The organism is Paenibacillus sp. FSL R10-2736, from assembly GCF_038000245.1.
GTDB classification, from domain to species: Bacteria; Bacillota; Bacilli; order Paenibacillales; family Paenibacillaceae; genus Paenibacillus_AQ; species Paenibacillus_AQ phytohabitans.
Genome location: NZ_JBBOBN010000001.1, coordinates 40,292 through 60,921 on the forward strand (window position 1 = coordinate 40,292; position 20,630 = coordinate 60,921).

A 20,630-nucleotide genomic window follows, 5' to 3' on the forward strand; every position below is an offset into this window, starting at 1 on the left:
GGATGATACTATGCACGAAATGCCTTTAATCTATGTTGGCGGAATACCGATTGACTTGTCAGCGGTACTGATGCTGGTGATCAGTTCGGTGATCGTGTTCACTCTGGTCATGCTGTCCGTCCGCAACCTGTCTGTTGATAATCCGTCACGACTCCAGAATTTCATGGAGTGGGTCGTTGAATTTGTACAGGGACTGATCAGCAGCGCCATGGATTTGAAGAAAGGGAAGCCTTACATATCACTGGGATTGACGCTGATACTGTTTATCTTCGTCTCCAATCTCCTTGGTCTGCCGTTTTCCTTCATTACAGAAGCCGAAGGTCCGGTTCACATTTTTGGACATGTTATCGAAGCAACCAAAAATCTGACACATGGCGAGCATGTAGAGATTCTGTGGTATAAATCGCCGACTGCAGATATCAATGTAACCGCCGGGCTGGCGATTGTCGTGTTTGTACTAATGAACTATTTGGGAATCAAGCTGAATGGCAAACATTATTTCAAACACTATATTGAGCCGTTCCCGATCTTCTTGCCGCTTAACATCATTGAGAACCTGGCGAAGCCGGTGGCGCTTGCCATTCGTCTATTTGCTAATATTTTTGCCGGCGAGGTTCTGATCACCGTAATTCTGAAGCTGGGGATATTCAGTATCCCGTTCCTGGCTGTCTGGCAGGGCTTCAGTATCTTTGTTGGTGCGCTTCAGGCGTTTATCTTTACGATTCTGACGATGGTGTACATCGCGCAGATGACGATCCACGAGGAAGAAGCACATTAATGAACTGCCGTGAGGATAGCGGCAGCCGCCGGAATACTCTTCGCGGGAGATTTTTATATCATTAAGTCATTACAAAAAGAACCGAAATTAAAGGAGGATATTTACAAATGGAATTTTTGGCAGCAGCAATCGCGGTTGGTTTAGGCGCACTCGGTGCAGGTCTTGGTAACGGTATGATCGTCAGCAAAACAGTTGAGTCCATCGCTCGTCAACCGGAAGCACGTAACGCACTGCAGACAACAATGTTTATCGGTGTAGGTATCGTGGAAGTTATTCCTTTGGCCGCTACAGTTATCGCATTCCTGATCATGTTTACTTAATAAACCGTTTTTACGGTTTGGCGGGGAGGGCAAGTGCCATCCGCGCCTTACTTTTGTATATGTCCGCATGCCGCGGTAACGGAAAGGAGTGACCTCAGTGACTATCGTTTGGACAAATATATTGTTTTCCATTATCGCCTTTGGGATCCTGTATTTCCTGCTCAGCAAATTTGCATTCAGCAAGCTGTTCGGAATTATGGAGAAGCGCCGCGAAATGGTGCTGCAGCAAATGGATGAAGCAGCCAAGACCAGAGAACAGGCGGTCGCTTACGTAGAAGAACAGAAGCAGGCTCTGCAGCAGGCACGCCAAGAGGCGCAGGCTATCATTCAGCAGTCCCAGGTTACAAGCAACAATCAGGTTGACAAGCTTCTGGATCAGGCTAAAGCTGAAGCTACCCGCCTTAAGGACGAAGCAGTCCGTGATATTGAGAGCGAGAAGAACAAGGCTGTGGAAGCTTTGCGCAGCGAGCTGGGTACAGCATCGGTCCGCATTGCATCCAAGCTGCTTGAAAAAGAAGTTAAGGCTGACGGCGAACAGGAACAACTCGTTGATCAATACCTCAAAGAGGTAGGAGGCCGACCATGAGCCGCGATACGGTAGTTGCCAAACGCTATGCCAAAGCCTTGTACAGTGCAGCAGTGGATGAAGGCATTACACTTGAAGTGGAAGCCCAGCTTAGGTTAGTAGTCGAAGTGCTTCATTATGATGCAGAGGTGAAACAGTTTATTCTGGCACCGCGCATCTCGCAATCCGACAAGCTGAATGTGCTGCGCGGAGCGCTTAAAGGTAAAGTCTCGGAAGCGGTAATGAACATGGTAGAACTGCTGGTAGAGCGGGGCAGAACCGATATTTTCGCAGAACTGCTGGCCACGTACGTCAAGATAGAAGGGGACGCCCTTGGCATCGGCGATGCTACTGTCTACTCCGCCTATTCTCTGAATCAAGAGGAACAGGATAGTGTAGCGGCAGAGTTCAGCCAGCTTACAAACCGCAAGATTCGTGTTACCAATGTGGTGGATAAGAGCCTGCTAGGCGGACTGAAGGTCATCATCGGCGATACGCTGTATGACGGCAGTCTATCCGGCAAGCTGGAGCGTCTTGAGAAATCCTTTAATGATAAGCAAAGAAGATAGGGGTGAGGATATTGGGCATCAGACCTGAAGAGATCAGCACTTTGATCAAAAATCAAATTGAGCAATATAAAGCCGATATCGAAGTGGCCGAAATTGGCACCGTCATTCAAGTCGGAGACGGTATCGCCCGTGTCTACGGTCTGGAAAACGCAATGGCAGGGGAACTGCTGGAGTTCTCCAACGGTGTAGTAGGCATGGCGCTTAACCTGGAAGAAAGCAACGTCGGTGTTGTTATCCTGGGTGAATACACAGCCATTCGTGAAGGCGATCAAGTCAAACGTACAGGACAAATTATGCAGGTTCCGGTTGGGGAAGCCATGCTGGGCCGTGTAGTGAATGCACTGGGGCAGCCGCTTGACGGCAAAGGTCCAATTGCAACGACTGAATTCCGTCCTGTAGAACATAATGCACCGGGCGTTATCGACCGTAAATCGGTTCATGAACCGATGCAGACAGGTCTGAAAGCGATCGATGCCATGGTACCAATCGGCCGCGGACAACGCGAACTGATCATTGGTGACCGTCAAACCGGTAAGACTGCGATCGCCATTGATGCGATCATCAACCAAAAAGGCAACGGCATGAAGTGTATCTATGTTGCGATTGGTCAAAAACAATCTACAGTAGCACAGGTAGTAGAAACCCTCCGCCGTCACGGCGCGCTGGAATATACTATCGTTGTAACCGCGTCGGCTTCCGAGCCTTCTCCGCTGCTCTATATTGCTCCATACGCAGGCTGCGCAATGGGCGAATACTTCATGTATAAAGGCGAGCATGTTCTTGTTATTTATGATGACCTTTCGAAGCAGGCTTCGGCTTACCGCGAATTGTCCTTGCTGCTCCGCCGTCCACCGGGCCGTGAAGCATTCCCGGGTGACGTATTCTACTTGCACTCCCGTCTGCTGGAACGTGCGGCTAAGCTCAGCGATGCGCTTGGTGGAGGTTCATTAACCGCCCTTCCTTTCATCGAAACACAGGCTTCTGACGTATCGGCTTACATTCCTACGAACGTAATCTCGATTACCGATGGTCAAATCTTCCTTGAATCCGATCTGTTCAACTCCGGTCAGCGTCCGGCGATCAACGTCGGTATCTCCGTATCCCGTGTAGGGGGTTCCGCGCAGATCAAAGCAATGAAGAAGGTTGCCGGTTCCCTGCGTCTGGATTTGGCTCAATACCGTGAGCTTCAGGCCTTCTCCCAGTTCGGTTCCGATCTGGATAAATCTACGCAAGCCCGTTTGAACCGCGGTGCGCGTATGATGGAGATTCTGAAACAAGGCGTAAACCAGCCGCTTAATGTTGAGCACCAAGTGCTCAGTCTGTACACCGCTGTCAAAGGACACCTGGATGATATTCCTGTCAAAGACGTGAAGCGTTTTGAGAAGGAATTCCTGGCGTATATTGACAGCAGTGCAACTGAAATCCTGCAATCCATTACGGATACCAAGGATCTGACAGCAGACAACGAGGCAGCGCTCAAAGAAACGATCGAGAAATTCAAAAGAGGCTTTGCTACAAGCTAATATATAGAGTTTGCTCAGTTATGCTTACGAAGTCAGCTTTGGCTGTGCCAAAGCTCAGCTTATGCTTACGATGTTAGCTTTGACTTACGTCAAAGCTAAGAGAATGCTTACGAAGTCAGCTTTGGCTACGCCAAAGCTCTAAGGTGGTGAAATCATGGCAAGAAGCATGCGCGATATTAAACGTCAAATTAAGAGCGTTCAGAACACCAGACAGATCACCAAAGCGATGGAGATGGTCGCCGCCTCCAAGCTGCGCAAAGCGCAGGAGAAAGCGGAAGCTGCGCGTCCTTACTCAGAGAAGCTTAAAGAGGTGGTCTCGAGTATTGCTGCCGGTACGCAGGATGTTCAGCATCCGATGCTGGTCAGCCGGCCTGTCAAAAAAACAGGGTATTTGATCATCACCTCAGATAGAGGTCTTGCGGGTGGCTACAATGCCAACATTCTGCGTAAAGTAACGATGCTGATCGCAGAGCGGCATAAGTCCAAGGATGAGTATGCACTGTTTGTTATCGGCCGCAAGGGCCGTGACTTTTTGCGCCGCCGTGAGTACCCCATTGTAGAGGAAATCACCGAGCTGTCCGATACCCCGAAGTTTGCTGACATCAAGTCCATTGCTTATTCGGCGGTAAACCAGTTTGAGACAGGCGTCTACGATGAGCTGTACATTTGCTACAACCAGTTTATCAATGCGATCAGCCAGGTTCCTACTGTAGACAGACTTCTGCCTATGGATGGTGTAGGAAAAGGCGAGCATCACGGAGCGACAGCTGCCTATGAATACGAACCTTCTCCTGAAGGCGTGCTGGAAGTTCTGCTTCCTAAATACGCCGAAACTTTAATCTACGGTGCTCTTCTGAACGGCAAGGCCAGTGAGCTGGGAGCTAAGATGACAGCTATGGGCAGTGCAACGAAGAACGCGTCAAAAATGATCGGAGAACTAAGACTTACGTACAACCGCGCCCGTCAGGCGGCAATTACGCAGGAAATTACCGAGATCGTGGCTGGTGCGAACGCGCAGTCTTAATATGAGTGGGTCCATGCCTCCGGCTTGGCCCTGCCTTGTATTTATCCGCAGAAACGGATGATGCCTGTAAAGGGTAATGGACCGTTTCTACATATGTAACAGCTTTCGAGGAGGGAAATGAAGATGAACAAAGGACGCGTTGTGAGCATTATGGGTCCGGTTGTCGATATTGAATTTGAACGCGGCCAGCTGCCCGAGATATTCAACGCTATCAAAATTGTTGGGACTCTGAGCGATGGCCGTAACATGGATCTGACTCTTGAAGTTTCCAATCATCTTGGAGATAACCTGGTGCGTTGTATCGCCATGTCTTCCACAGATGGACTGGTTCGCGGCATTGATGCCATTGACCAGGGAGGACCGATCTCGGTTCCTGTTGGTGAAGCAACACTCGGCCGCGTATTTAACGTGCTTGGTAATCCAATCGATAACGGCGCTGAAGTGGTGGCTGCAAGAAACCCGATTCACCGTCTGGCTCCTACATTCGATGAATTGTCCACTCAGGCAGAAGTTCTGGAAACCGGCATTAAGGTTATCGACTTGCTTGCCCCTTACGCCAAGGGCGGTAAGATCGGCCTGTTCGGCGGTGCCGGCGTAGGTAAAACTGTAACCATCCAGGAACTGATCAACAACATCGCACAGGAACACGGCGGTATCTCCGTATTCGCAGGTGTTGGCGAGCGTACCCGTGAAGGTAATGACCTGTATCATGAAATGACGGATTCCGGCGTTATCAAGAAAACGGCGATGGTATTCGGACAAATGAATGAGCCGCCGGGCGCGCGTCTGCGCGTAGCTCTGACCGGTCTGACCATGGCGGAATATTTCCGTGATGTTGAAGGCCGCGATACGCTGCTCTTTATCGATAATATATTCCGCTTCACCCAAGCGGGTTCCGAAGTATCGGCCCTTCTCGGCCGTATGCCTTCTGCGGTAGGTTACCAGCCTACACTGGCTACAGAAATGGGTCAGCTGCAGGAACGTATTACGTCCACTAAGAAAGGTTCTGTTACTTCAATCCAGGCGATCTACGTGCCTGCGGATGACTATACAGACCCTGCACCGGCTACTGCGTTTGCCCACTTGGATGCGACTACCAACCTTGAGCGTAAAATCTCCGAAAAAGGGATTTTCCCTGCGGTTGACCCTCTGGCTTCAAGCTCGCGTATGCTGGCACCTGAAATCGTCGGAGAAGAGCATTATAACGTGGCACAAGGCGTTAAGCAGCTGCTGCAGCGTTATACTGAGCTTCAGGATATCATTGCAATCCTGGGTATGGATGAGCTGAGTGAAGAGGATAAGGTCATTGTGTCCCGCGCCCGTAAGGTTGAGCGCTTCCTGTCCCAGCCTTTCCATGTAGCAGAACAGTTCACAGGCTTCAAAGGCAAATACGTGCCGATCAAAGAAACAGTACGCAGCTTCAAAGAAATCCTGGAAGGCAAGCACGATGATCTTCCGGAAGTAGCGTTCCTGTTCGTAGGTACGATTGAAGAAGCAGTGGAAAAAGCCAAAACGTTGTAATCTCGGCATGAGCCGGGTAGTGAGCTTTATTCTGTAAAGCTTTGAGGAGGAATGGAAGTGAATACCTTTTTGCTCGAAATTGTCACTCCGGAGCATCTGGTCTACTCCAAGCAAGTGAATAGCTTGACGGTACGTGGCGTGAATGGTGCACTGGGCATTTTGCCGGGACATATTCCGCTGGTAACTCCGCTTCAGGTTGCTCCGCTTAGCGTCAAAGCAGACGGCGTAACGGTGTCTATCGCCGTTCATGGCGGTTTCGTTGAAGTGCACAAAGATAAGGTAACGGTGCTGGCTGAAAGTGCTGAGCTGCCCAAAGATATTGATGTGGAGCGCGCTGAAGCGGCTAAGGAACGGGCTGAGCGCCGTCTTAAGCTGCAAAGCAAGCAAGATGAAATTGATCACCGCCGTGCTGAGCTGGCCTTGCAGCGCGCTGTAACGCGGATCAAAGTTTCGACCGGAAAAGGACAACAGTAGCATAGAAGCGGTCAAGCCCAGGGCTTGACTGCTTTTTTGCTAGTTAAGAATTATATGTTTCGGGGTCCCCGCAAAGTACCTGAGTAATCATCGAAGCCAAAGCCCCACTTTGTGGGGGTGTTTTGCTTAACTGAATCTAGTAGAGTATGAACATATCGTAAACACTTAGGCAGATAATACGCCAATTGTTTAAAAATTCGTAAAAGTACTGGATTCTTTTCCCCTGCGCAAGTATGATATAAGAGTCGATTTCCGAGTAACCTTACACGGGGGGCTAATGATGAACACAAGCTTATCCGCTGAATTGTCAAGTGCGATCGGCAGCAGCAGTTTAATTTCGATGGTAGTTTCTCTAGTCTGTGTCGCGTTATCCTGGTGGGCACTTCAGAACCTAAAGCTCGATCTGGTCATAAGATATCCCAAGAGTCCTCAGGGCAGGTTGCTGCATTTGCTGCTGGCCATTGTCCTCGGCCATTTCGTGGCCGGATTTCTGCTGGATTATCTGGGCTGGAGCGGACTTATCGCCCGGATGTTTTAATGACGGTTGGTTTGGTTATATCTGTCATAGGCCAATGCAGTGAAAAAAGTGTCGAATAATAAGGTTTTATTATGTCAACACTGAAGTTTAAGGAATGCGTCTGCACATTAGGCGCAGTGACGGAATATTCAATATTTTAACTGACGAATTTCAAACTCAAATTAATTTCAGAAATAATGGACGCGGAGGGAAACCGAAATGAGCAAATTTATCGTCCGCGGTGGCAACAGATTGACCGGGAGCGTGAAAGTTAGCGGCGCAAAAAATTCCGTACTACCGATCATAGCCGCCTCTCTATTGGCAGAAGAAGGAGTTAGCGTCATTGTGGACGCACCTCCGCTAGACGATGTAATCACGATTAGCAAAGTGCTGGAATCTCTGGGTGCAGGTATTACATACCAGAACGATATCATTGAGGTTGATGCCAGAAATATTACTTCCTGCGAAGCGCCTTATGAATGGGTGCGCAAAATGCGGGCTTCTTTCCTGGTAATGGGTCCACTCTTGTCCCGTATGGGGCATACACGTATTTCCTTGCCTGGCGGTTGTGCCATCGGGACTCGGCCGATTGACCAGCATTTGAAGGGGTTTGAAGCACTGGGTGCCGAGATCAGTCTGGGCCAGGGCTACATTGATGCGAAAAGTAACGGAAGGCTGCGCGGAGCCAAGATTTATCTGGATGTGGCCAGCGTAGGTGCAACCGAAAATATAATGATGGCTGCGGCACTTGCCGAAGGCATTACTGTAATCGAGAATGCCGCGAAAGAGCCGGAGATTGTTGATCTTGCGAACTACCTGAACGGCATGGGCGGTATTGTGCGCGGTGCAGGCACCGGAGTGATCCGGATCGAAGGTGTTGAACGTATGCATGGGGTAAGACATCATGTCATTCCGGACCGTATCGAGGCTGGAACCTATATGGCAGCTGCAGCGATTACGGGCGGCGATGTATATGTGGAAGGCGCCATTGCTGATCATCTGGGCCCGGTTATTGCCAAGATGGAAGAGATGGGCGTTACGGTTATTCCAGACGAGAACGGTGTCCGCGTTATCAGCGACAAGCCGCTGAAGGCTGTGGATCTCAAGACGTTGCCTTACCCTGGGTTCCCTACCGATATGCAGTCGCAGATGATGGCGTTATTGCTGCGTTCCGAAGGTACCTCTGTAGTTACAGAGACTGTTTTTGAGAACCGGTTCATGCATGTGGATGAATTCCATAACATGAATGCTGAGATTAAGATTGAAGGCCGTTCCGCCATCGTTACCGGTAATGCCCGTCTTGTCGGTGCCAAGGTGTGTGCTACGGATCTGCGTGCAGGCGCTGCGCTTATTTTGGCGGGCCTGGTGGCTGAAGGCACTACAGAGGTTAGCGGAACTCATCATATTGACCGTGGTTATGTGCATCTGGCCGAGAAGCTGTCGGGTCTTGGTGCGGACATATGGCGTATTTCCATGGAAGAATCAGCGGCTGCAACTGCAGCTGTGAAGGAAGAAGTACTTAAGCCGGAACCGGCAAGAAGTGAATCCTTCAAGAGCGATGAGGTCAAACCGCGCTTTCAGATTCAGCCGTCCTGGGTATAATAGCAATTTTTAATCTGAAGGGACCAGCCCGCGAATAAGCGGCTGGTCCCTTTTTTGATAGACAGGAATTTATATGTTTTGGGGTCCCCGCAAAGTACCTGTACCATCATCGAAGCTAAAGCTCCACTTTGTGGGGTTATTTTGCTGCGCCTCCGGGCAACTCTCTTTCTCTCAGAATCACGTTCTAGCAGGTGCCGGAAATTCATATCTATAAGAATCACCGGTGCTTATGGAAGGAGCCATAGAGATGAAAGAGTTAAGATTGCTGCGGCGCATCCTGAAGCGCCCGCGCAGCGTAGCGCGTGCGCGGCGCGGGGCGCCCCGGATCAGGCGGCTGGCCCCCGCCGCCTGGCTCGCAGCGCCGCTGCTGGCGGCGCTGCTGCTGCCGCTGGCTGTTGTCCCGCTGCGCGGAGGCGGACAACAGCCAGCACCTCCGACCGTGCCGCAGGCCACGGCCGCGCCGGCGCCGCCGGGAACGGCTGCTGCGGAAGCACCGCAGCCGGAGGTCTCCGTCTATTTGTCGCAGAGCGGACAAATCGAGACCCTGCCGCTGGAGGAATACGTCAGCGGCGTGCTGGCGGCGGAGATGCCGGCGGACTTTGAGCTCGAAGCGCTCAAGGCCCAGGCCGTTGCCGCCCGCACATTCATTGCCCGCCGCCTGCTGGCCGGCGACCACAGCGGGGTGCCCGTTCCTGAAGCGGATGTGAGCGATACGGTAAGCCATCAGGCTTACATCTCGCAGGCCGTGCTGGAACGGGACTTTGCGTCCGGCAGCAAGCGCGCCGGACTGGCGAAGCTCCGCCGCGCGGTCCTGGAGACGCGCGGGATCATCATGACCTATAAAGGGCAGCCGATTACGGCCTCCTTTTTTGCCTCCAGCGGAGGGTATACGGAGAACTCCGAGGATTACTGGAATGCTGAGGTTCCCTATTTGCGCAGTGTAGCCAGCCCCTGGGAGCGGGAGATTACCCCGAACCTCGCGGTCACCTATACCTTCAGCAATTCGGAGCTCCGCAGCAAGCTCGGGCTTACTGCCAGGGAGCTTCCCGCTGCGGCGAATCTGGCTGCCTCAGGCAAGGCCTTGCAAACCTCTTCATCTTCGGCCGGACTGCCCGCAGAAGTGATCTCGCTGACTGCAGGACACCGGATCAAGAAGATCTCTATCGGAGGCACTGTGTTCACAGGCCGGGAGGTAAGAGAGAAGCTGGGCCTTCGTTCGAGCCAGTTCACCTGGAAGCGGAAGGACGGGAAGGTGCTGATCACAACCTATGGAAACGGCCATGGTGTCGGCATGAGCCAATGGGGGGCGAACGGTATGGCGAAGCAGGGAAGTACAGCCACGCAGATTCTCAAACACTATTACAGCGGGGTCTCCTTTACGGGAATCTCAACTCTTCTGAAAAAATAACTTGCAAGATACGTATAAAAGCGAAGCGCCCGGTAACACTGGTTACTGAGGTGATAACCATATGAATGAACAAGACAAAAACAAACCAAACCATGATGAATCTCTCAAAAACAAGCAGGGAGATTCAGGCGCTAAGCCTTCTTCATGGACCAGACTGTTATCCAAACGGTGGGTATTCCCGGCAGTCTACACGGCAGCAGCGGCAATTATACTAACCTTGGTGTGGGTCTATCAGGATGCCGGCCAGAAGCCGCTGAATCCGGACACCGCCGCGGTCGTTTCACAGGAAGGTGTTGCCGGGAATGAAACCGGAGCCCTGACCGGTGATCCGGAAGCCCTGGAAGTCGTAGCTTCAGCAGAAAGCCTGGCTTGGCCGGTAGCGAGCCCAAGTGAAGTCGAAGTGGTCAAACCGTACTATGATGAAAACGGCACAGAAGAAAATCATGTGGCGGCGATGGTGCAGTACAATAACACCTTTATTACCAACACCGGGATCGATATTGCCCGCGAAGACAACAAGACGTTTGACGTTAAGGCAGCTCTCAGCGGTGAAGTCACCAGAGTCGAAGATGTGGCAGTACTCGGTAAAGTGATCGAGGTTACATCTCCGGGTGATCTGAAGACAGTTTACCAGAGTCTCAGCGATACCAAAGTCAAGCAGGGCGATGAAGTGAAGCAGGGCGATACGCTGGCAACAGCGGGACAGAGCGAATTGGAGAAAGGTCTCGGCAACCATGTGCACTTTGAAGTGCACGAGGACGGCAAGATTGTGAATCCTTCGGATCTGCTTCCACAGCGCTGAGCCGAAATTTCCGCAGGGGGCGAAAGCCTCCTGTTTTTTTATTTTTCTACCGAAATGGACGGCGGGGCTGGTTCTATCTAGAGAATGGAACTGCAAACGGCACATAAATAGGTTGTCCGAGAAATAAAATGGGCCTTCCGGAGCTTGTCATGTCTTGAAAGCGCGAATATATAGGCCCGCCCCTCATATAATGTACCAAACTATCCACAGTTGGGAGGCGGGAGCGTGCACGATTACATCAAGGAACGTACGATCAAAATCGGACGCTGCATCGTGGAAACCAGGCACACGGTCCGGACCATAGCCAAGGAATTTGGCGTTTCAAAAAGCACGGTGCATAAAGATTTAACCGAACGGCTGCCGGAAATCAATCCGGATCTGGCCGATCAGGTGAAGCACATTCTCGAATATCACAAATCAATCCGTCATCTTCGGGGGGGAGAAGCCACAAAAATCAAATATAAGAAAACGACAGGCAAAAAGCGTGAGGTAGCCGTAGCATCAAAGCCATAAGATTTTCGGAATTTTAAGTAATAATTCAGCTTTACTACATTGTGTACACCCCCTAAAGTATGGTATTTTTAAATTTGGTACTATCTAACTATTCTCATTTAAAATAACACTTTGGGGGCTCTTTCATTATGCTTAGCAAGGATATCGGAATCGATCTCGGCACGGCCAATGTGCTCATTCATGTCAAGGGAAGGGGAGTCGTTCTGGATGAACCTTCCGTGGTCACACTTGAAAGTGATACGAAGAGAGTCCTTGCGGTTGGTGAACAGGCACGCCGGATGGTTGGGCGCACACCTGGAAACATAACTACAATTCGTCCGCTCCGTGATGGAGTCATTGCCGATTTTGCGATTACAGAAATGATGCTGAAATATTTTATCGACCGCGTCGGGGGCCGGACCTGGTATTCAAGGCCCCGTATTTTGATTTGCGCGCCTACGAATATTACGTCCGTTGAACAGAAGTCAATCCGTGAAGCCGCGGAACGCAGTGGAGCCAAGGAAGTTTTCATGGAAGAAGAACCCAAAGCTGCGGCAATCGGAGCAGGGATGGATATTTATCAGCCAAGCGGAAATATGGTCGTCGATATTGGCGGGGGAACAACGGATGTAGCCGTATTGTCCATGGGCGACGTTGTTACCGCCTCTTCGATTAAGGTCGCAGGGGACAAGTTCGACGAGGCCATTTTAAGATATATCAAACAGAAATATAAACTCCTGATCGGTGAACGTACAGCTGAGGATATCAAGGTTACTATCGGGTCCGTCCGCCCGGGCGGCATGAAGGCTGAGCTGGATATACGCGGACGTGATATGGTGAGCGGACTTCCCCAGACACTGACCATTACATCCGGTGAGGTGAAAGAAGCGCTATGGGATCCGGTTTCCGCTATTGTGGCTGCGGCGAAGTCAGTGCTGGAGCGTACACCGCCGGAGCTGTCGGCAGATATTATTGACCGCGGAGTCGTATTGACCGGCGGCGGTGCACTCCTTAACGGATTGGACGAGCTGCTCTCTGAACAGCTGCATGTTCCGGTCTGGGTTGCCGAAGATCCGATGCACTGTGTTGTTAAGGGGACGGGAATTATGCTTGACCATTTAGATAAGGTTGTTAAGAAAAAGTTCTAGTCTGCCGATAATAAGTTAACAGCAGATTCAGGAAGGGACTGACCTCATGCTAAGAGGATTATATACGGCGGCTGCAGGAATGGTAACGCAGCAGCGCAGACATGATACAGCGACACAGAACATTGCCAATTTGAATACAACGGGGTACAAGCAGGTCGACAGCGTCAGTCATGCATTTCCCGAGGTGCTGATCTCGGCGATGAGCGGTGGCGTTACGAAGCCTGTCGGCCGGCTTAACACAGGGGTTTTTGCCGAACAGTCTGTTTCCCAGTATTTGCAGGGTGATCTTATCGAAAGCGGCAAAAACGCAGATTTCGCGCTGTCAACCGATTTGCAGGTAGAGGACCCGGATAATGCGGGCGCTTATCTTGCTTTTGACGGCTCAGGTAAATATATTAGTCCTGACGGCGAGGTAACTTACCGTCCGCAGGCGTTCTTTACAGTACAGGATAATGAAGGTAACAATTTATATACACGTAACGGAAGCTTTACGGTAGGACCTACTGGAGAGGTGCTTAGCTCCGGGGGATTCAGCGTATTGGACAGTAACGGTAATCCGCTGAGATTGACAGGCCCTGAGGATAGCCTTAAAGTGGACGGGCAGGGTAACTTGATTAACAATGCGACCGGACTGCCTTCAGGAACCCGCATCGGGATCAGTGTAATTACAAGACCGCAGGAGCTGGTACGTGACGGGAACGGCGTTTTCCATGCCGATGATGCGGAGGCCGCTGAAATCCGTTACTCCAATGCCACCGATAATTTGCAGGTGCGTCAGGGGTATCTGGAGAACTCTAATGTGGATGCCACTCAGGTAACGGTGGATATGAACGCCGCCTACCGGGCTTATGAAGCGAATCAGAAGGTAATCCAGTTTTATGACAGCAGCCTGCAGAAGGCTGTTAATGATGTCGGCAGAATATAGACTGCAGGTGCACTGATGAAGTGAACCGGTTTCTTCTTAGTTATTAAGCTTTTGGGAGGTTAGATCTGTGAACAACTCGACAATCGGTGCCGCTGTGTCCATGTCCAGCCTGCAGCAGCGGCTGGATATCATAGCGGATAACATTGCCAATATGAACACAAACGGCTATAAGAGCAAAGAAGGCTCTTTCGAGGACGTGCTCACACGTGTGCAGCAGCAATCCAAGGACTATGACCAGCCTGGCCGCAGTATGCCTCTGGGCTTCAATATCGGCTTTGGTGTCCGTGTGCCTTCGGTTACAAGCAACTGGGAAGAGGGCACTCTTCAGGAAACGGGGAATCCAACGGATTTGGCGCTTCAGGGTAATGGATTGTTCGGTGTTCAGGTCAACGGAGCTACTGCGTATACCCGTCAAGGTGATTTCCATTTCATCCCGGATACCGCGAATCCTGACAATATGATGCTTGTAGATAATACCGGTAACCCTGTGCTGAACACAGACGGGAATCCGCTCACAGTGCCAGCCAATGTGAGTGCTGCTATTGACGAGAGCGGCCGGGTACTTACCAAGACTGGTGAGAATGATCCTGCTATTATAGCGGGCACACTTATGATTGTAGAGCCGCTGAGCAAGAATGCTCTGCAAGCTGTGGACGGCAACTTCTATACGCTTGCCGATGGTGTGACTGCACAGCAGGCGTTTGTGCAAAGAGCCGCAGGTGAAGCGAAGGATGTGGGCGTACGTACCGGATATCTGGAGTCATCCAACGTGGATCTAAGTAAGGAAATGACCGAGATGATGCAGATTCAGCGCACCTATCAGCTTGCTGCCCGGGCGTTGTCCTCCAGTGACCAGATGCTGGGCCTGGCTAATAACATGCGCGCGTGAGGTGACGGAATGAGTCGTGAGAAGGTCAACAAACCGGAAGAAGAACAACAGCAGCAGCCGGTAAGGCGGCGCGGGATTTCGGCATGGACCATTATCCAGTGGTTCCTGATTCCCCTGCTGCTTGTTGCCGCGCTTGGAGGCGGCCTGGTCGTCGGTTACGTGATTCTCGGCAAAAAAGAATTTAGCGATGTGCTCCTGTGGAGCACCTGGAAGCATGTATATGATTTGGTGTTTGCACCATAAATAATTCCTGAATACAGGATTTCGGAAGCTCCCTTGTTGTACAGGGGAGTTTTCTTTTTTATACTGAAAAATGTATAATGATGGCGTGCCCTAAGAGCGCCAAAAAGGGCCCTCTCCGCCATGCTGCCGCGTGCGGTGGAGAAAGCCCCTTATCTCAACCTCCACTGCTGCAGGTGGTGAAGGATAGTTATAGTTTTTGCCGAAGCTGCCCATATTTATGCAGGGCGGTGAAGAATAAAACAAAAGCGCTGCTGTAGGCGGAGGTTTTATAGACGCGGTTACATCCGAAGGGAGCTTTGCTGATCATGCTGGATATCAATCAAATTCAAGAAATCATCCCCCACCGGCCCCCATTTCTGCTGGTGGACAAAATCACTGAAATAGAAATGGGCAAACGGGCTGTCGGCATCAAAAATGTGACGGTGAATGAACCTTTTTTCACCGGACATTTTCCGGGATATCCGGTAATGCCGGGTGTGCTAATCACGGAAGCGCTAGCTCAGGTTGGCGCAGTAGCTATTCTGGGGCTGGAAGCAAACCGTGGTAAAATCGGCTTCCTGGCCGGCCTCGACGGCTTCCGTTTCCGCGGCCAGGTCGTACCTGGCGATACCCTTGTGCTTGAGGTGGAGATTACCCGGCTTAAAGGCAGCATCGGCAAAGGCCAAGCTACCGCTAAAGTGGAAGGCAAGATTGTAGCTTCCGGGGAAATTATGTTCGCACTCAGCTAGTTCCTGTTATAAAATTATAAATTATAGATGGAGAAGGAGAGATTCACATGACTGGATTAAGCCCAAAGGCCGCAGAAACCTTAACACGCTGGCTGCAGGACCCTTCCGTTGACGAGAGCACTAAGGCAGAGCTGAAGGCTCTTGCGGATGAGCCGAAGGAACTGGAAGAACGTTTCTATAGAGACCTCGAATTCGGGACAGGCGGTTTGCGCGGAGTGATCGGCGCCGGCAGCAACCGGATTAACCGATATACCGTAGGCAGAGCAACACAGGGCTTCGCTAATTATATTCTGGCACAGCATACAGGAGAAGGACGTCCTTCCGTGGTCATTGCCCACGATTCCCGCCGCTTTTCGCCGGAATTCACGCTGGAAGCTGCACTTGTGCTGGCCGGCAACGGAATTGAGACGCATCTGTTCCCATCCTTGCGGTCCACACCGCAGCTGTCCTTTGCAGTTCGCCATCTGAAGGCCTCAGGAGGCATTGTAATTACTGCAAGTCATAATCCGCCTGAGTACAACGGGTACAAAGTGTATAACGCAGAAGGCGGGCAACTGGTGCCTGACGAAGCGGAGAAGGTAATTGCTAATATTTTGGAAGTGGACTCCTTTAACGGCGTAAAGCGTATTTCCCGTGAAGCCGCAGAGAGTGCAGGCTTGCTGCACTGGCTGGGTGAAGCTGAGGATGAAGCGTTTACGGATACAGTAGCCGCAGTCAGTGTCGGCCGTGAAGAGATTGCTTCTACGCTTGGCCGTGATTTCTCGATTGTCTACACACCGCTGCATGGGACAGGCAACCTTCCGGTCCGCCGTGTACTTGAGAAGATCGGTTTCACCCAGGTACATGTGGTGCCCGAGCAGGAACAGCCGGATTCAGAATTCTCCACAGTGAAATCGCCGAACCCGGAAGAGCGTGAAGCCTTCACCTTGGCTATGAAGCTGGGTGAGGAACTGAATGCCGATCTGTTAATTGGTACAGACCCCGATGCAGACCGTATGGGTGCGGTTGTGCGGGACAATGAAGGCAAGTTTGTGGTCTTGTCCGGTAATCAGTCGGGCGCCCTCATGATTCATTATTATTTGAGCCGCCTGCAGGAGCAGGGCAAGCTGCCAAGCAATGGTGCAGTAGTTAAAACTATTGTGACCAGTGAGATGGGAGCGGCTGTAGCCAGCCATTACGGCGCTACCGTGTTCAACACGCTGACAGGATTCAAGTATATCGGCGAGAAGATGAACCAATTCGAGCAGTCCGGCGAATACACTTATCTTTTCGGATATGAAGAGAGCTATGGTTACCTGGCCGGCAACTACGCCCGTGACAAGGATGCTGTACTGGCTGCGATGCTGATCGCTGAAGCGGGGGCTTATTACAAAGCCCAGGGTAAGACGCTGTACGATGTGCTTCAGGAACTGTATGCACAATTCGGCTACTTCCTCGAAAGCCTCGAATCGCGCACCCTTAAAGGTAAAGACGGTGTAGCACAAATTCAGGGAATCATGAATGACTGGCGCACCAGCCCGCCGCATGAAATTGCCGGAGCCTCAGTTACAGAGGTGCTCGACTATTCACTCGGACTGAACGGTCTGCCTAAGGAGAACGTGCTGAAATATCTGCTCTCTGACGGCTCATGGTTCTGCCTGCGTCCTTCCGGCACCGAGCCGAAGATCAAGGTTTATTTCGCCGTCGTTGGCGAATCGCTTCAGAATGCCAAAGACAAAGTGGCTGAATTGACTAATCAGGTTATGGCCCGTGTAGACGGGAAATAATACTAAATATAGAACATGCCTGCGGAAACGGAGCTGCTCCTGGTAGAGGGACATCCGTTTCCGCTTAAATTTGACCACTGCAAGAGTGTTTGAGCTTATTATGACGGATTGGCAATTAGCTTTAAAGTGAAAGAGGAGGTACTTTTGGTGCATCAGAAATGGCAACGCTGGAATATAGCTTCGCGCAAATGGTTGTGGATTATCGTGGTGATTGGCCTGCTTGCTGCTCTCCCGGTTGTGTATGATCGTCTTCAGACGGAGAAGTCTTCCAAAACGGTTGAATTTGTCTTTGATTACCGCGATCTGGTCGAAGTAGCCAGCTACCGGGGGAATCCGCAGGATTATATCTCCGAGCAGCTCGACCGGCTGAAGTCTGCCGGTGTTCAGAGTATGGCAATATACGAAAGCACATTGGAGGATTTCCGCAAGGCCCGCCGCCTGATGCTGTGGGGAGCGGCTGATATCGCTAATCTGACCGATACTGTAATTCCTGAGAATGAGAACTATACATATGTCCTCTTTACCAGTGCGAAGAACAGTGGAACGCTCTCACCGATCATCCGGGAGGCATTTGCCGGCTTGGATATTGCAACAGAAGATTGGACCTACCGCGGACAACAAGGCCTGATTATCAAAACTCCCCTGGAGGATGCAACGCTCAAGCCGCTGCAGCCGGATCCGTCTACACTGGAGATGCTGCATGACAAAGGCTTCAATATTGTGCCGCGCCTTGTAGATTCGCTGGCGTATAATCAGGAAGCCGTTAAGAGTCTGCTGGACCGTTACGCGGAGCTTGGCGTCAAACGTCTGCTTTTCGAAGGCGAGTCTGTTAAAGGCTACTCCGATGATGCCGATCTGGCCAGTATCACAGCATTCGCCGATCTGCTGAAGGAGCGCGGGATGGGGATTGCAGCCATTGAGAATATTAAGGTACAGCAAAAAGGCTTCTCCAAACTGGCCTATCTGCTGGACTATAACGTGACCCGGCTGTACTCGCTCAGTGAGGCTGATTCCGGCCTGTCCACAGAAGTGATTGCCGACCGCTTTGCACTTGCTACGAAAGACCGTAACATCCGGATGATCTATCTTAATACGATTCCGTCACGGGATACATCCAAGGCACAGGTTACCGATACGCTCGACAATCTGGTTACCAGTCTTAGCGGGCCTGATGGTGCAGTTGCAAAAATTGAAGCTAACGGTTTTGAAATGGGACAAGCTACTGCGTTTGATGTGGTGGATTCCTCTTTCCAGCGTTATTTCAAATTAATTGCTGTAATCGGGGCTGTAGCCATGGTTGCACTCCTGGTTTCCTACTTTGTTCCTTGGCTTACACTGCCTGCATGGGTGCTGGGGCTGCTGGGAAGTGCAGGACTTATGGTTCTGAAGCCGGCGTTATTTGAACAGGCACTCGCTCTTGCAGTGGCTATAAGTGCGCCTACCGTGGCTATGGTGCTGGCTATCCGCAAGATTAATGAAATGGGACCGCCGTTGCGTCCCAATGCCTTGACCTTTGCTGTGATGGGCCCGCGCCGCAGGCTGACACATAGTCTGGTTCTTTACGTCAAAACAGCGCTCATCTCGTTTAGTGCAGTACCCTTTGTAATTGCGCTCTTGAATAATGTCACCTATGCCCTGGTGCTCAATCAGTTCCGCGGCGTAAGTCTGCTTCATTTAGCACCGATTGGACTGACTGCGCTGTATGTGCTTTTGTACCGTGGGGAATTTGCCTTCAACAAGACCGGCAAGCTGCTGCGGACGCCGATCACGCTCGCAATGGTAATTGCTGCCGGCGTGCTGGGTATTCTGGGGATGTACTATTTAAGCCGTACAGGCAACAGCGGCAGTGTAAGCTCGCTCGAGATGTCGTTCCGCACCTTCCTGGAGAATACTGTCGGAGTAAGACCGCGTAACAAGGAGTTCCTGCTGGCACATCCGCTCTTTATCCTTGGCGCTTTCATGGCCTATAAATACCGGAATGCTGCTTTTATTATGATTATTGCGGTTATCGGCCAGTTGTCCATGGTAGATACCTTTGCCCATATTCATTCGCCGGTTCTGATCTCGCTGGTCCGCGGACTTCTGGGTCTGGGACTCGGTCTTATCATCGGCATTATCGCTATAGGGGTATGGCAGATTGCGGAAGGGTGTTGGAAACGATGGTCGCCGCTGCTCAAAAAATTATAATCTCGGGTTATTACGGATTCCGCAACAGCGGAGACGAGGCGGTTCTGCAGTCCATTCTGAACGCACTCCGTAAGCAGTCCGAGGCTGCTGGAATAACGCTGACGCCCGTGGTGCTCTCCATTGATCCGGAATGGACAACCGCTGCTTACGGCGTCGAATCCGTGCACCGGATGAAGCTGGGGGAAGTCCGGAAGGCAATATCAGAGAGTGCCGGGCTGATAAGCGGCGGGGGCAGTCTGCTGCAGGATGTAACAAGCAGCAAGACTATTCCGTACTATCTGGCCATCATTAAGCTGGCCCAGTGGATGGGCAAGCCAACCTTTATCTATGCCCAGGGGATAGGCCCGGTGAACCGCAAGCTGTTTCATCCGCTGATCAAATCAATTTTCCGTAAATGTGCTTATGTATCCGTGCGGGACGAGCAGTCCCGCCTGCTGCTGCAGTCTATGGGTCTGGATAAGGGCACGATAGATGTCGTCCCTGACCCGGTTATGGGCCTTACGCTACCGGAGGATATACGTACAGAAACGCATGAGCCGAGTAGCGGCAATGCGCATGTCCATGATTCAGATATCCCTAATCTGCAGACAGAGCCTTATACCGTGGGCATCTCCGTACGTTTCTGGGAGCAGTCGCGCAAAGAGCTGGATGCATTGGCTGAAGGTCTGGTGAAGGTATCAGCAGAGCTGCCGCTTCACTTACGTTTTCTGCCCTTTCATCATTCTGCGGACAATGAGGCTTCACGTTATGTCATGCAGAAGCTGGGACAAGGTGTAGAGGAGCATGGGGGAACCGTCAGTATTTGTGAGGATGCGCTCCATCCGCAGCAGATGCTGCGTGAAGTAGGACAGTGTCAGGCGCTGATTGGCATGCGGCTCCACAGCCTGATCTATGCTGCCGGAAGACGGGTTCCGCTGATGGGGGTCTCCTATGATCCGAAGATCGACCATTTCCTTGAACGGATCAGTTGCCGGCCGGTAGGTTCGACAGCTGCGCTGGAAGGTGATATGGTTGCAGCGGGACTTCTGGAGCTGCTGAAATCGGGAGAGGCATGGAAGCGTGAGCGTGAACCGCTGATTGCTTCGCTGGTTGAAGAAGCTGAGGCTCCGGCCCGGCAAGTTGCCCAATATTTCCGCCGTAAAGGATGAG

General features: G+C 51.4%; 21 protein-coding genes. All 21 read left to right on the plus strand.

All coding sequences use genetic code 11. The annotated features are described in order from the left end of the window. Window positions 1-10 precede the first annotated feature (10 nt). The 21 genes from atpB (at window position 11) to csaB (ending at window position 20,629) form a co-directional block, all read left to right on the plus strand. Window positions 11-778 (plus strand): F0F1 ATP synthase subunit A, encoded by a 768-nt coding sequence (gene atpB, locus NSQ73_RS00185; RefSeq protein ID WP_340985045.1) that lies wholly within the window; start codon window positions 11-13, stop codon window positions 776-778. Window positions 779-885: 107 nt separating this feature from the next. Further along, window positions 886-1,098 carry a F0F1 ATP synthase subunit C gene (gene atpE, locus NSQ73_RS00190; RefSeq protein ID WP_036699216.1) on the plus strand — a complete coding sequence of 71 codons (213 nt, stop codon included), beginning with the start codon at window positions 886-888 and terminating at the stop codon, window positions 1,096-1,098. A 97-nt stretch (window positions 1,099-1,195) separates the two neighbouring features. Continuing rightward, entirely contained in the window at window positions 1,196-1,684 is a 489-nt protein-coding gene (atpF, locus tag NSQ73_RS00195) for a F0F1 ATP synthase subunit B (protein ID WP_039309309.1), read from the plus strand. Continuing rightward, window positions 1,681-2,232, plus strand: coding sequence for a F0F1 ATP synthase subunit delta (locus NSQ73_RS00200; RefSeq protein WP_042140251.1), 552 nt, complete (start codon window positions 1,681-1,683; stop codon window positions 2,230-2,232). Before atpF ends, NSQ73_RS00200 begins: the two co-directional genes overlap by 4 nt. An 11-nt stretch (window positions 2,233-2,243) precedes the next feature. After that, window positions 2,244-3,755, plus strand: coding sequence for a F0F1 ATP synthase subunit alpha (gene atpA / locus NSQ73_RS00205; protein WP_042140249.1), 1,512 nt, complete (start codon window positions 2,244-2,246; stop codon window positions 3,753-3,755). 154 nt (window positions 3,756-3,909) lie between these two features. Continuing rightward, window positions 3,910-4,779 carry an ATP synthase F1 subunit gamma gene (gene atpG / locus NSQ73_RS00210; protein WP_039309316.1) on the plus strand — a complete coding sequence of 290 codons (870 nt, stop codon included), beginning with the start codon at window positions 3,910-3,912 and terminating at the stop codon, window positions 4,777-4,779. Window positions 4,780-4,902: 123 nt separating this feature from the next. Then, window positions 4,903-6,300, plus strand: coding sequence for a F0F1 ATP synthase subunit beta (atpD, locus tag NSQ73_RS00215; RefSeq protein ID WP_039309318.1), 1,398 nt, complete (start codon window positions 4,903-4,905; stop codon window positions 6,298-6,300). Window positions 6,301-6,357: 57 nt separating this feature from the next. Further along, on the plus strand, window positions 6,358-6,774 hold the full coding sequence (locus NSQ73_RS00220) for a F0F1 ATP synthase subunit epsilon (protein WP_039309326.1): 417 nt from the start codon (window positions 6,358-6,360) through the stop codon (window positions 6,772-6,774). Window positions 6,775-7,054: 280 nt separating this feature from the next. Beyond that, window positions 7,055-7,312: a DUF1146 family protein gene (locus tag NSQ73_RS00225; RefSeq protein WP_039309319.1), complete on the plus strand. Its 258-nt coding sequence runs from the start codon at window positions 7,055-7,057 to the stop codon at window positions 7,310-7,312. 198 nt (window positions 7,313-7,510) lie between these two features. Further along, window positions 7,511-8,893, plus strand: a complete 1,383-nt coding sequence (murA, locus tag NSQ73_RS00230; RefSeq protein WP_042140247.1) for a UDP-N-acetylglucosamine 1-carboxyvinyltransferase — start codon at window positions 7,511-7,513, stop codon at window positions 8,891-8,893. A 247-nt stretch (window positions 8,894-9,140) separates the two neighbouring features. Then, on the plus strand, window positions 9,141-10,301 hold the full coding sequence (spoIID, locus tag NSQ73_RS00235) for a stage II sporulation protein D (RefSeq protein ID WP_340985046.1): 1,161 nt from the start codon (window positions 9,141-9,143) through the stop codon (window positions 10,299-10,301). Between the two features lie 61 nt (window positions 10,302-10,362). Next, window positions 10,363-11,103, plus strand: coding sequence for a M23 family metallopeptidase (locus NSQ73_RS00240; RefSeq protein WP_039303727.1), 741 nt, complete (start codon window positions 10,363-10,365; stop codon window positions 11,101-11,103). A gap of 225 nt (window positions 11,104-11,328) precedes the next feature. Next, window positions 11,329-11,616: a sporulation transcriptional regulator SpoIIID gene (spoIIID, locus tag NSQ73_RS00245; RefSeq protein WP_019915029.1), complete on the plus strand. Its 288-nt coding sequence runs from the start codon at window positions 11,329-11,331 to the stop codon at window positions 11,614-11,616. Between the two features lie 128 nt (window positions 11,617-11,744). Beyond that, complete coding sequence (locus NSQ73_RS00250; RefSeq protein WP_042140244.1) at window positions 11,745-12,743, plus strand: rod shape-determining protein; 999 nt, start codon at window positions 11,745-11,747, stop codon at window positions 12,741-12,743. 46 nt (window positions 12,744-12,789) lie between these two features. Continuing rightward, complete coding sequence (locus tag NSQ73_RS00255) at window positions 12,790-13,668, plus strand: flagellar hook-basal body protein (protein ID WP_042140243.1); 879 nt, start codon at window positions 12,790-12,792, stop codon at window positions 13,666-13,668. 67 nt (window positions 13,669-13,735) lie between these two features. Then, window positions 13,736-14,557 (plus strand): flagellar hook-basal body protein, encoded by an 822-nt coding sequence (locus NSQ73_RS00260; protein ID WP_042140242.1) that lies wholly within the window; start codon window positions 13,736-13,738, stop codon window positions 14,555-14,557. A gap of 9 nt (window positions 14,558-14,566) precedes the next feature. Beyond that, on the plus strand, window positions 14,567-14,800 hold the full coding sequence (locus NSQ73_RS00265) for a DNA-directed RNA polymerase subunit beta (protein ID WP_042140241.1): 234 nt from the start codon (window positions 14,567-14,569) through the stop codon (window positions 14,798-14,800). A gap of 305 nt (window positions 14,801-15,105) precedes the next feature. Continuing rightward, window positions 15,106-15,528: a 3-hydroxyacyl-ACP dehydratase FabZ gene (fabZ, locus tag NSQ73_RS00270; protein ID WP_039303787.1), complete on the plus strand. Its 423-nt coding sequence runs from the start codon at window positions 15,106-15,108 to the stop codon at window positions 15,526-15,528. Between the two features lie 47 nt (window positions 15,529-15,575). Continuing rightward, complete coding sequence (locus NSQ73_RS00275) at window positions 15,576-17,294, plus strand: phospho-sugar mutase (RefSeq protein WP_340985047.1); 1,719 nt, start codon at window positions 15,576-15,578, stop codon at window positions 17,292-17,294. Between the two features lie 147 nt (window positions 17,295-17,441). Further along, window positions 17,442-19,481 (plus strand): DUF5693 family protein, encoded by a 2,040-nt coding sequence (locus NSQ73_RS00280; RefSeq protein WP_042140239.1) that lies wholly within the window; start codon window positions 17,442-17,444, stop codon window positions 19,479-19,481. After that, on the plus strand, window positions 19,454-20,629 hold the full coding sequence (csaB, locus tag NSQ73_RS00285) for a polysaccharide pyruvyl transferase CsaB (protein WP_340989162.1): 1,176 nt from the start codon (window positions 19,454-19,456) through the stop codon (window positions 20,627-20,629). Before NSQ73_RS00280 ends, csaB begins: the two co-directional genes overlap by 28 nt. Window position 20,630: the final 1 nt, after the last annotated feature.